Origin of the sequence: Bartonella grahamii subsp. shimonis (genome assembly GCF_036327415.1) — a bacterium.
Taxonomy (GTDB): domain Bacteria; phylum Pseudomonadota; class Alphaproteobacteria; order Rhizobiales; family Rhizobiaceae; genus Bartonella; species Bartonella shimonis.
The window spans coordinates 1,620,594-1,633,571 of record NZ_CP123961.1 but is presented as its reverse complement, the minus strand read 5'-3'; the positions used below and the strand labels follow the sequence as shown (position 1 = coordinate 1,633,571).

The window sequence follows — 12,978 nt, the reverse complement described above, 5'->3', positions numbered from 1 at the left end:
AAGAGGAGGGAGTAAAATCATGAAAATTGCTCTTTACGCAGGTTCTTTTGATCCTCTTACAAATGGTCATCTTGATGTTTTGAAAGGGTGTTTTGTGTTAGCTGATAAGGTGGTCGTCGCTATAGGGATACAGGCTGGCAAAAAAACACTCTTTAGCTTTGAAGAGCGTGTTGATTTCATTACGCAGGTAGGGAAAGACTTGTTTGGTGGAGATTCTAATCGATTGCAGGTTCTTTCATTTAGCAACCTTCTAATTGAGAAGGCGCGCGAAGTTGGTGCTTCATTTCTCATTCGTGGATTGCGTGATGGTACTGATCTTGATTATGAAATGCAAATGGCAGGGATGAATGGCGTTATGGCTCCTGAATTGCAAACTGTTTTTTTGCCGGCAAGCGTTTCTGGGCGTGCGATAACTTCTACATTGGTACGCCAAATTGCCTCTATGGGAGGTGATGTGACACCATTTGTACCACCCAATATTGCGCAAGCTTTGAACTCGAAATTCCAATCTTTTAGGGGAAAATAATTGTGTCTCGTAGAATTTTTGCTGTTTTGATATGTGTGTTTTGTTTTTTTTCATTGTCCGCTGTCGCTGGTAATTCTAGCACAACAAGTGATGCAAGTCTTCTTGTTTTATCTCTCAAAGATGGTGATGTCATTATTCGTCTGCGTTCTGATTTGGCGCCAAAACATGTTGCGCAAATCAAAAGATTAACAGAGGACGGGGCCTATAATAATGTTGTGTTTCATCGTGTTATTCCTAATTTCATGGCACAAACTGGTGATGTAAAGTTTGGAAAAAAAGGCAGTAGAGATTTTGATCTGAAACGCGTTGGTATGGGTGGCTCAAATTATCCCAATATACCGGCAGAGTTTTCAAAGCAGCCGTTTAAGCGTGGTACTGTTGGGATGGCACGGTCACAAGATCCAGATTCCGCGAATTCTCAATTCTTCATTTGTTTTGATGATGCTGCTTTTTTAAATGGCCAGTATACGGTTGTTGGAGAGGTTATAAAGGGGATGGATGTTGTTGATAAAATAAAAAAAGGTACGACAAGTAATAATGGATCTGTAAAAAATCCTGATGTCATTAATGCTGCTACTTTACAAGTTGAGAAATGAATCAAAGGAGCTTTCCATATGGCTGAGAATAAAAATCCAGAGAATACTTTAATTCTTGAAACAACAAAGGGAAGAGTTGTTATTGAGCTTTTGGCTGATTTAGCGCCTTGTCATGTTGGACGTATTAAAGAACTGGTGCGTGAAGGTGCTTATGATAATGTTATTTTCCATCGCGTTATTGATGGTTTTATGGCGCAAACTGGAGATGTGCAATTTGGAAAAAAGGATAGTGAAAAATTCAATTTATCACGTGCAGGTATGGGTGGTTCAGAAAAACCAAATTTAACAGCAGAGTTTTCAAATCTTTCTCATAAGCGTGGTACAGTTTCTATGGCACGTAGCCAGAATCCAAATTCTGCTAATTCTCAGTTTTTTATTTGTTTTGCAGATGCTCCGTGGCTTGATCGTCAATATTCCATATGGGGACAGGTTGTTGAAGGTATGGAAAATGTTGATAAAATTAAACGTGGTGAACCTGTTGCAGATCCAGATGTAATTACCAAAGCCGTTATTGCTGCGGATGCAAAATAGTATAAATTATATTAATTTCAATTGTAAGTTTCTAAGAAAAAATACTCTTTTCTGATCAATAAAGGCACACGAAACTCTTTTGTAGCACTACGCTTAGCTTTCATAATTTTGAGCTAAGAATTGTCCATATATTTCCTTCAATTGAATCTTCTCGAAGAATATAACGCAAAGGATTTATATAGACACCTGTTAGAATAAGAAAACGCAAAGTCTGTTATGTTATAGTTGTTGTTTGGCAAAGTGTTTTATAAAAAATTCGGCATTTCTCTTCAATCCATTGCCGGTCTATTAATGGTTTTATGATGTTACTTTTCTGAGAGAGCGTGTGCTTTTGTTGCTGCTTGTAAATCAATATCCAATCCTAATGCAGCAGCATATTTGAAATACATATTAAGACGGATAAGAGCCTTACGAGCTGTTCCAGTTTTCCTAGCAAGGTGGAAAACCAGTGTTATATATATCATTGGTGTAATCTTTAAAACAAGAAGACAGTTTAATCTTAGAAGAATATAAAGGCGCAGAGGTAAAACAAATGGCTCGTTTTGCCATTTCCTTTTTAATTCAGTTTTACTTTTTTAAAAGTATCTAAAGCAATGTCGTTTAAATAATGAAGATTATACATAGCCTTACGCTTTTATTTTTCTCGTTTTTTAATAGAGGAACGCTCAAAACGGAATATATTTATGTTGCACATTTACGTATCTTTTTAAGAAGCATTTCTCAGTACATATCAACATTCACGTCCACGATGACGTTCATGGCGTGTATAGTTTTTAAAGCTATAAATAGTATAAAATCTATCATGCAGCACCATCTTTAAAGCTTATGAAGGAGGCAAGCGGGTACATCATACGCTTTTTCAGCCTCTAATGTTACGATAGAGCTTTTGGTATTTGAGAATCTTTAAAAAAAGCATTTTTAGTTTTTTTAAGTGTTTTTATTTACACGTTAATTTCTTTTGTGAATTATCTCAAGTGCCAAGAGCTATCTCAATATTGTGAGTGGATAAATGATTATGCTCATTTGCGCTTTTATTAAGCGTGAGGATCCGCCGTGCCCAATAGATGAAAAATTTTTATCTGTAAAAGTAAAGGATATTGTAAGCTGTACAATGCGTTCAGAATTTTCTTCTATGCGTACGAAGTTACTGCTTATGGAAGTATGTGAAGATGAGATTATTGTGATATATTTTGCAGTTCTATTAAGGCTTTAGTGCGTTAAACGTAGGTATTTTGAGGTATGATATTATAAGGATTTTACTATTTTTCTGGAGCTAGATTATCACTTTTATTATGGTGATTTCGTAACAATAAATGTTCTTTTATCTCGTTTAATTTTTTATGCTGGTTACAATATTGAGCGAATCAAAAATTAATTCATAAAGCTTATGACAATGCTCGTAAGGGGGATATTTTTTTCTTTCTATAGAGATATGCATTGATGGAATCAAAAAGACGGGAGTTATGATAAAGACATTTCATTATAGAAAAATTGCTCAAGATGGGTATGCACGTCGAGGCGAAATTATAACGGGGCGAGGATGTGTTCGTACACCTGCATTTATGCCCGTTGGGACGGCAGGAACTGTTAAGGCTATGTATATGGATCAAATACGTGATCTTGGTGCAGATATCATTTTGGGGAATACTTATCATTTAATGTTACGTCCAGGAGCTGAACGTGTTGCGCGTTTGGGAGGATTACATGAATTTTCACGCTGGAGCGGACCTATTTTAACCGATTCTGGAGGCTTTCAGGTTATGTCATTGGCGGGAATCCGTAAAATTACTGAACAAGGTGTGATTTTTCGCTCTTACATTAATGGGGCTTACTATGAAATGAGTCCAGAGCGTTCTATCGAAATTCAAGAACTTCTTGGTGCGGATATCCAGATGCAGTTGGATCAATGTATTGCATTACCTGCAACTGAAAAAGAAATGGAAGAAGCGATGGAACTTTCATTGCGGTGGGCGCAGCGTTGTAAAACAGCTTTTGGAGATCAGCCAGATAAAGCATTGTTTGGGATTGTTCAAGGTGGTGATAATATGAAACTGCGTGAACGTTCTGCTCAAGCTTTAAAAGAAATGGACTTAAAAGGTTATGCTATTGGGGGGCTTGCTGTTGGTGAGCCGCAGAGTGTTATGACAGCGGTATTGGATACTACTTGTCCGATTTTACCAGAGGATAAACCACGCTATCTTATGGGAGTAGGGACACCTGATGATATTTTACAAAGTGTTGCTCGTGGTGTTGATATGTTTGATTGTGTTATGCCGACGCGTGCAGGACGTCATGGTTTAGCTTTTACCCGCTTTGGTAGAATTAATTTGCGTAATGCGCGTTATGCAGAAGATCCACATCCTCTTGATCCACAGTCACTTTGTCCAGCAGCACATGATTATAGTTGTGCTTATTTGCATCATTTGATCAAATCTGATGAATCTCTTGGGGGTATGTTGTTGACTTGGAATAATCTTTTTTATTACCAACAACTGATGCAGGGAATTCGTGATGCCATTGAAGAAGGCTGTTATGCTGACTTTTGCGCTGAAACGCGTGCTCTATGGGCACAAGGACGCTAAAATATTAATCGTAATATAGCGCTTCATTTTTTTATTGAATTTATTCTTGCACTTACAAAGTTAGCTAAAAATATGAAATTAGAAACACCTTCTAAAATTATAAAGTTGCACTATCCTAAGATATAACAGTGCGGTTTTATAGGGCACATATTCTTTTTCTAATTACTATATAAAACAGAAACTGTTACTCCGGTACGCGCTACCTGATCCGGAGAAAAACAGTTTATTTCTGTTTCTGATGACTGTTTAAAGCAACAATGTTAATGAGGCGTTAGCGAACTCTTAAAGAAGTATGAAAATTGTATTTTTATGTGCTACTTTGTGTTTTTTATTACTAAAGGTAAAGAATGGGTTATATACAACCGCACAGATAAATTTTTAGAAAATTAAAAGAAAACTAAAATAAGGTTACAACATTTGAAATGTTATAATTTTATATTCTAGGTTTTTATTATTTTTATATCTTAATATAAGTATTATTTACAAGATATTTATGTAATGTTATTAATATATAAAATAAAAAACTATAGATATTATGTTGTAAAAAAATTAAATATTAATCACGATAATTAGTGCATTTATAAAATATCGATAAATACATTGAAATAAAACTTATCACATTTGTTTTCTGCTCTGTTTATAGAATTTATCTGAAAATAATCATAATATATTTACGTGAATATTTTAATTTACAGATATAAGTTAGATATCTGACGTGATTCCTCTGTTAGATGAGGGAGGAGTAATGATGCCTAAAAGACTCTATAATAATTTATAAGAATGGCGTAAAGTTAAAATTATAGCTTATTGATTTGGAAAATCTACATTTAGGTAACAAAAATAAAGCAACAATACTTTTGGGAAAAGTTTTATCTTTGTATCAAGATAATGATGAGATGTTGTTTGCTTGTTTGAAATGCATTATTCGACAAATTTTAGAATTATTTATAGGGTATAGTATATCGTTGCAAAATAAAGGTTTCACTGTAAAATTGGAACTGTTGAAAAGAGGAGAGAAGCTTATTATCTGGCAGATCTGATAAAAATAGGTAAATACATCTATAACCTTGAGGTTTTCAAAGCTTTTCCGTTAAAAAATCTCACTTAAAATTCCATAAAATGCTTTATATATCAAAATATTTCTAAAACTTTATTAGGGACTATTAGGTATGCGTATAACAATGTTTTGAATTTTTTTGTATGTATTACAGATATCTACAGTTAAAGCTCCTATTCAGAAGTGATGATATGAGGGATTCTTATAAACAAAAGGTTCTTGCATTGGGAATTGATTTGAGAATACGGCGTTTAATAATTTTAGCTCTTGCAGTGGGGAGTTTTGCTATTGGTACTGCAGAGTTTGTTGCAATGGGGCTACTGCCAGAGATGGCGCGAAGTTCATATGTTGATATTCCTACCGCTGGTCAATATATTTCTGCTTATGCATTAGGAGTTGTGATTGGAGCACCTCTTTTAGCTGTGGCAACAGCTCAGGTATCACGCAAAACTGTTTTGATAGGATTGATGTTTTTTTATGCCTTAGCAAATATTGCGAGTGCCTTTGTTTCTGATTTTAGCATATTAGTAATATTACGCTTTCTCAGTGGACTTCCTCATGGAATCTATTTTGGACTTGCGGCTATGGTTGCCTCTTCAATGGTAGAAATGAAAGAACGTTCTAAAGCTGTTGGGTATGTTATGCTTGGCTTAACAATTGCAACCGTTTTGGGAGCACCTAGTGCTACTTGGATTGGTCAACTTATTGGTTGGCAGATTGCTTTTGTCCTTGTGGGTATGATTGCTTTATTATGTTGTTTTCTTATTTGGAATTTTTTTCCTTATGATTCAAGTTTTCCAAAAACGAATCCTTTGCACGAAATGGGTGCATTAAAGCAAAAGCAGGTGTGGATTCTTTTGTTGATGGTTTCGGTAGGAGCATCAGGATTATTTTCTGTTTTCACTTATATCAAGTCAACATTAATGCATATTTCTGGTGTTTCACTTGAGTGGGTACCATTTATCATGCCGTTAGTTGGATTGGGAATGGTGGTAGGAAATCTTTTGGGGCCTAAATTGGCTGTTAAAATTGGTATTTCGCCAATGATATTTTTTTCTATGCTTTGGAGCGTATTTGTTTTTTTTATTTTTTTCTTTTTATCCTATACTCCGTTAACAGCAGCAATAGGATGCTTTTTTGTTGGGACTTCTTTTGCTGCTATGCCTTCTATACAAACAAAAATTATGGATGTTGCACTACAGGGACAGATTTTGGCAGGAGCATTAATGCAGTCTGCTTTTAATGTTGCTAACGCTCTTGGTGCAGAATCTGGAGCATTAGTGTTAAAATTGGGCTATAGTTATGAATATACAGCTATTTTAGGAAGTGTTCTAACTTTGTGTGGATTAATGGTTTTTTGCGTCTCATGGTATATGGAGAAGGATGTTTAATATTTTTCTTTTTTGAGTAAAGAAAGAATTTTTATATTTATTTAATTATTGGAATGTCCTGTTGGGTTTTTTAATATGCAGTAAGAAATGCGCAGAGCTAATGGAATAGCAAGACAAAATAAAAGCCCCATGAGCACTATAAGAAGAGTTTTTGCTGCTAAGATCATTCCTATTGTTCCTCCAGGATTAAAGAGTCCGGCAAGATTGGTGATAACTCCGGCTAGAGTTGTACTCAATGCAGCTGAAAATAGTTGTACGGAGGTAAGGGATTCACTGGCACGTAGAGCATCTTCATTATTTGTACATTGTAAGATTCGTGTGAGCAAATGTGGCCATGCTATGCCCGCACTGATTCCAATAGAAAATAGTGCTAAGCAAATAATAAAAATATATTTAAGTGTAAAAATTTCTGTTGGAATGAGCCATAAAAGAATTACTATGCCTAACAGTTTTAATAGGGGGGAGTATACAATGATGTTGCGAATTTTTTTTGTGGCGATATCAGCACTTAAGAGGGCTCCACATGTCCACCCTAGGCTCATAAGTGCTGCTATATAACCGGCAATAAGTGGAGTTTGTCCATGGAGTTCTTGAAGAAAAAGTGGTAAATAAAGTTCTATACTGTACACGACTGTTGTCATAACGAGTATTAATGCGTAAACAGGAAAAATTTCAGAAGAAAAAGAAAAGGATTTGTGTGGCAACATAGGATGAAAGCTAGATGATTCGATTTTTGCTAGAACAAAGAGAAGACTAAGTCCGATAACTAATCCGCAAATTTTTGTCATTGTTGTGTCCATAGCTCCTCCAACAGAAATGATAAAAATTAATAAGGTGAGTGTGAGAAGCTGGAGAAGAGGGAGGGGGGATGTTGGAACATAGTTTTCATTCTTTTTAGGTAAAGTTTTAAAGGCTATGAGTAAGAAGAATATAGCTAATGTGCCAATGATCCAAAAGGATGCTCTCCATAGTCCATAGTATACAGAAATTCCTCCGATCGCTGGTCCTAACAAGGTTGATATTCCCCACATTCCAGAGATAACACTTAATGCGTGTGACCATAAAGATGGGCTGAAAATAATACGTACCATGGAATAGGATAGGGATAACAAAGAACCACTTCCAAGCCCTTGAATAAAGCGTCCTATTAAAAATAATGGCATAGATGAAGAAATACTGCACAGGAAAGTGCCTAGAGTAAAGGTAAGCCCAGAGATAACATAAGCGTTGCGAGGACCTAATTTCCCTAATATTTTGGTTGCAAGTGAAGTACCAAGGAGTGAAGCTATAATAAAGACAGTCGCCACCCAAGAATAATATATTTCATTGCCAATATGATTCATAAGGGAGGGTAAAATAGTAATAACAATATAAACGTTGGTGGCGTGTAATACAACACCACCTGTAAACGTTAAAAAGCAGAGACCATTTTTACCCAATAAAAGCGCAGACCAGCTTTGTTTTTCCACTGTTTTTTGCTATTTTAAAAGTTTATCCTTTTTTCATTTATAAGGTACTTCTTTGAATTTGCCAAGAGAAATTCAAAGCTCTGTTTAGAGCTTTGAATTTTAATTTAAGTAATAACTAATCGCCCATTGCTTTTTTGAGATTCTCATCAATTTTATCGAGGAAACCTGTTGTAGAAAGCCATTTTTGTTTAGGCCCAATCAAAAGTGCGAGATCTTTAGTCATAAAACCTTCTTCGACGGTTTTAATACAAACTTCTTCCAATGTTGTGGCAAAGCTTTTTAATTTCTCATTGTTATCTAGTTTAGCACGGTGTGCTAATCCACGCGTCCATGCAAAAATAGATGCAATAGAATTTGTTGATGTTTCTTCATTTTTTTGATGCTGACGATAATGGCGTGTTACGGTGCCGTGTGCTGCCTCTGCTTCAACAACTTTACCATCAGGTGTCATGAGAACAGAAGTCATGAGACCAAGAGAACCAAAGCCTTGGGCAACAATATCAGATTGAACATCACCATCATAGTTTTTACATGCCCATACGTATCCACCTGACCACTTTAATGCAGAAGCAACCATATCATCAATAAGACGGTGTTCGTAATATAATTTACGGTTTTCAAATTCAGTTTTAAATTCCGTATCGAATATTTCTTGAAAGATATCTTTAAAACGACCATCGTACGTTTTTAGAATAGTATTTTTTGTTGAAAGATAAACAGGAACATTCCGTTGTAGCCCATAATTAAAGGATGCGCGGGCAAAATCACGAATTGACTCATCAAGGTTATACATAGCCATAGCAACCCCTGCGCTTGGGGCATCAAAAACATCATGTTCAATAACTTGATTGTCATCACCCACAAATTTAATACTGAGCTTTCCTTTTCCTGGAAATTTAAAATCTGTTGCTTTGTACTGATCACCAAAAGCGTGACGTCCGATAATAATCGGCTTTGTCCAGTTCGGAACAAGGCGGGGGACGTTTTTACAGATAATGGGTTCACGAAAAATGACTCCTCCTAAAATATTGCGGATTGTACCATTAGGTGATTTCCACATTTTTTTTAGGTTAAACTCTTTAACGCGTGCCTCATCAGGTGTAATGGTTGCACATTTTATACCAACCCCATATTTTTTGATAGCATTGGCAGAATCGATCGTTACCTGATCATTGGTTGCATCACGATTTTCGACGGAAAGATCATAATATTTGAGATCAATATCGAGATAGGGATGGATTAATTTATCTTTGATATATTTCCAGATTATACGGGTCATCTCATCCCCATCAAGTTCAACAACGGGATTTTCTACTTTGATCTTTACCATAAGAAGTCCTTTTTCTTTTAAGCGATACTACTTTATAGCACTTTCAAGTTTATAATGAAAAGTAAAAACAAGGGAAAAAGCATTCAAATATGAGCTTTTAGAATATATTATCAATAGAATGTAAAATTTTGTTGGAGAGTTTAATTTTTGAAAAGAAATGATGTGTTTGCAAATTTATAATTATTCTATGATTGATGAAAAATCTGTTTAATAAATAAGGTAGTTAGATCACTGGGGAACGAGAAGTACGCATTTTTATTATCAGAGATTCCATTTAATAAGTTGATCGTATTCTAAATTATAGTTTCTTGATTTGTTGTGTTTGGTGAATAAGAATCTATTTTTATATCGCCATTTCAATTCTACGATTACGGTCTGTTTATTTATAGAAAAGCTTAATGTGATACAAAGGTGCTGTAATTAGAAATGCTTCATATAAAATGCGTTTTGGGGTAAATTTCAACTTTGAAGGTTGGACAAAACGTATAAATGATGCGGCTGGTTTTAATTTAAAAATTAACAGCATATGCAGGAATATGGCTTATAAATTTACCGTATCGCGAGCTAGAACTCTCTAATTTTTATATTTTATCGATTTTTATTGTTATTAACTGCGCGCAGTAAAAACTATCCTTGAAATGCAACAAAGAAATTAATCGCCTAATGATTCTTGTACCCTTTTTACGAAGAGATTCCTTTTAGAATTTTATTCCCTCGTTTTTATTTATGCATTCCTCATTTTCAAAAATATAAATAAAATGAATATATTACACATAGAAAACGAATGATGGTACGCCCAAGGGGAATCGAACCCCTGTTTCCGCCGTGAAAGGGCGATGTCCTAACCGCTAGACGATGGGCGCAAACCAATGATGAGGCTTATAGAGAGGATCTTTTTACTTCGCAAGCCCTCTGTGTCATTTTTTTTGAAAAAAGTGTGTTTTATTGAATAATTTTTGAGCAATCCCTGTTTGGATTGTTTCTTTTCAGTTTGAGTAGTAGGCAAAAATGATCAAAACAGTATTTTAAATGTATTTATTTTTTGCATATTTTATCGTTTGTTACCTTTGCTTGTATATGAGAATATTATTTACTTGCTTGAAAGAGCCTTTATACAAAAGATTCCTCATTTGAGCTTATCATAAAGCAAAAACTGTATAGTTTATAAAGTATAAATCCAATATTTATTACCAAATTCAGAAATAATACCAATCATACAAAACTTTTTTGAGGCGTAAGTCATAGATTACTTTCATTTTAACGGAATATAAAGAGATTCTGTATGATAAAAATGAAAATATTAAAGCAATTTTTACAGAATATATTAAAAATAATTTTCTTATCTTTACTTTTACATGTCCGCAAGAAATTTAAAATTAAAAATCCTTCATTTGTGCTTTTACTTATTGAGAAGATTCTTTATTTGAAAATGAATTAGCGTGAATAAAGGGAAGATTGATGTTTTTGTCATTTCAATTCGCTAGTTTTTCAAAGGGGCGGCAATAGGTTGAGGTAAAATATTCGAATTTTGCAAATTTATTCTCCATATTTATAATATTTTAGAATTATAGTGTGCACATATTAAATCTTGTTTTTTACTTTAATGTAAGGTTCTATTTTGATATATGAGTGCGTTAAGATTTTTGCATTAAAGATTTATAGTTCAAGCTATGGAACGGTGGGAAGGAATGTGATATTATCTAGCGATCTGCTTTATTTTATCTATTCTCTTTGACATATCATATGAAAGAATGTTTTTTGCTCAATACTTATTAATGTAGAAGAGATATTTTTGTGTTTTCTTACCAAGTTTTCAATATTCTTTAGTTTATTATTGATTGTTTTTTTGAGAGATTTTTTCTGTCCTTTGTTGATAGAGTAAGGCAATTTTTTATGGCAACTTGCATTTATCAGTTTTGCAGATTTTCATTCTGAATTAGATTTTTTATAAAGGTTATGGAATCTTTGAAGAAAATAAATATTTGTATTTTTAGGAATTTTGATTGAACAAGCGGGGATAATTCTATTAGAAAAAAATACAGTAAGGAGAGCAGGGGGATACTTTATCCTGATGATATCAGTATTCTTTATTCTTTGTGTTGATAGGCACATCATTTAAACGATTTTTCAATTAAAGATAGGGATCAGTGGTTAGATAATGGCAGAAGCTTTAAAAGTTGGTATTGCGGGACTTGGTACGGTTGGTACTTCAGTTGTTCGAGCTCTATGTGAAAAAGCGAATAGTTTAGCTTGTCAATGTGGGCGATTCATCAAAGTCGTTGCTGTTAGTGCGCGCGATAAAGGCCGTAATCGTGGGATTGATCTCAGTGATATAAAATGGTTTGATTCACCTGTGGAGTTGGCTATTTCTGATGAGATTGATGTTTTTGTAGAGTTAATTGGTGGTGAATTGGATGTGGTGTATACCGCTGTTAAGAGAGCGCTTGAGGCGGGGCATCATGTTGTAACAGCCAATAAAGCTCTTCTTGCTCGACATGGAGTAGAGCTGGCTATAATTGCAGAAAAAAAAGGTGTTTTTCTTCATTTTGAAGCAGCTGTTGCAGGGGGAATTCCTGTCATCAAAGCGATGAGAGAATCACTTGTTAGTAATCACATATCGCGAATTTATGGTATTCTTAATGGAACTTGCAATTATATATTAACACGCATGTTTACGGAAGGTCTTTCCTTTAAAGATTGTTTAGCAGATGCACAGAGACTTGGGTATGCTGAAGCAGATCCAAGTTTTGATATTGAGGGAAATGATACTGCTCATAAATTAGCTTTGTTGACAAGCTTGGCATTTGGGACAGTTGTTTCGTTAGATGATGTTTATGTTGAAGGAATTCATAATATTTCGCAAATTGATATTCGAGCAGCTGATGAATTGGGGTATCGGATTAAGCTTTTAGGGGTTGCATTAAAAACAGATTCTGGAATAGAGCAACGCGTTCATCCAACAATGGTACCAGTATCCTCAATGATTGCACAGATAAATGGCGTAACCAATGCTCTTTCTATTCAAAGTGATTTATTAGGTGAATTACTGTTTTCTGGTCCTGGCGCTGGAGGAATGGCAACAGCATCAGCCGTTATTGGTGATTTGGCTGATGTAGCAAAAGCGTATTCTGGTTTTCAGTATGCACCTGTTTTAAGACGTCCAGCATTAGAACTTGCTCCTCATAAAAAAGCGCGCATTTCGCATCATGCAGGTGGTTATTTTATTCGTTTAAATGTTCATGATCGTACTGGTGTTTTTGCTGCGGTTGCAAGGCATATGGCTGATAACCACATCTCATTGGAGTCGATTGTTCAAAGATCTTTTGTAGAAGATCAAATTGAAAAAACAATTATTTTAATTACGCATGAAACAACAGAGGTGAATGTACGACAGGCACTTGCAGAAATTGAAAAAGATGGACACCTTGTTGCAAAATCTCAATTTATTCGTATTGAACGTATAGCAGAGAATTGATAACTTTTTTGGTAATGACAA

The 12,978-nt window shown here is 34.8% G+C and carries 8 protein-coding genes, 1 tRNA gene and 1 pseudogene; 6 read left to right on the top strand and 4 right to left on the bottom strand.

Annotation, left to right across the window (positions count from 1 at the left end; genetic code table 11):
* The first annotated feature begins 19 nt into the window (after positions 1-19).
* The 3 genes and pseudogenes from coaD to QHG57_RS07195 all read left to right on the top strand — a co-directional run bounded on the left by coaD (position 20) and on the right by QHG57_RS07195 (position 1,653).
* A pseudogene (gene coaD, locus QHG57_RS07205) lies at positions 20-539 on the top strand (pantetheine-phosphate adenylyltransferase).
* Positions 529-1,122 (top strand): peptidylprolyl isomerase, encoded by a 594-nt coding sequence (locus tag QHG57_RS07200; RefSeq protein ID WP_330167716.1) that lies wholly within the window; start codon positions 529-531, stop codon positions 1,120-1,122. The pseudogene coaD and the gene QHG57_RS07200 overlap by 11 nt, the downstream one beginning before the upstream one ends.
* 18 nt (positions 1,123-1,140) lie before the next feature.
* Complete coding sequence (locus QHG57_RS07195) at positions 1,141-1,653, top strand: peptidylprolyl isomerase (RefSeq protein WP_330167715.1); 513 nt, start codon at positions 1,141-1,143, stop codon at positions 1,651-1,653.
* Between the two features lie 305 nt (positions 1,654-1,958).
* On the opposite strand, the gene QHG57_RS07190 is transcribed toward QHG57_RS07195, so the two are convergent.
* Positions 1,959-2,117: a hypothetical protein gene (locus QHG57_RS07190; RefSeq protein ID WP_330167714.1), complete on the bottom strand. Its 159-nt coding sequence runs from the start codon at positions 2,115-2,117 to the stop codon at positions 1,959-1,961.
* Positions 2,118-3,116: 999 nt separating this feature from the next.
* On the opposite strand from QHG57_RS07190, the gene tgt reads away from it, so the two are divergent.
* Positions 3,117-4,235 (top strand): tRNA guanosine(34) transglycosylase Tgt, encoded by a 1,119-nt coding sequence (tgt, locus tag QHG57_RS07185; RefSeq protein WP_330167713.1) that lies wholly within the window; start codon positions 3,117-3,119, stop codon positions 4,233-4,235.
* 1,248 nt (positions 4,236-5,483) lie between these two features.
* Entirely contained in the window at positions 5,484-6,683 is a 1,200-nt protein-coding gene (locus QHG57_RS07180; protein WP_330169019.1) for an MFS transporter, read from the top strand.
* A gap of 41 nt (positions 6,684-6,724) precedes the next feature.
* Here QHG57_RS07180 and QHG57_RS07175 read toward each other — a convergent pair whose 3' ends face one another.
* The 3 genes from QHG57_RS07175 to QHG57_RS07165 all read right to left on the bottom strand — a co-directional run bounded on the left by QHG57_RS07175 (position 6,725) and on the right by QHG57_RS07165 (position 10,345).
* Positions 6,725-8,152, bottom strand: coding sequence for an MFS transporter (locus QHG57_RS07175; RefSeq protein ID WP_330169018.1), 1,428 nt, complete (start codon positions 8,150-8,152; stop codon positions 6,725-6,727).
* 115 nt (positions 8,153-8,267) lie between these two features.
* Positions 8,268-9,482, bottom strand: coding sequence for an NADP-dependent isocitrate dehydrogenase (locus QHG57_RS07170; protein WP_330167710.1), 1,215 nt, complete (start codon positions 9,480-9,482; stop codon positions 8,268-8,270).
* A gap of 788 nt (positions 9,483-10,270) precedes the next feature.
* Positions 10,271-10,345 (bottom strand) — tRNA-Glu (locus QHG57_RS07165).
* 1,295 nt (positions 10,346-11,640) lie between these two features.
* On the opposite strand from QHG57_RS07165, the gene QHG57_RS07160 reads away from it, so the two are divergent.
* Entirely contained in the window at positions 11,641-12,957 is a 1,317-nt protein-coding gene (locus QHG57_RS07160) for a homoserine dehydrogenase (RefSeq protein ID WP_330167709.1), read from the top strand.
* Positions 12,958-12,978 lie beyond the last annotated feature (21 nt).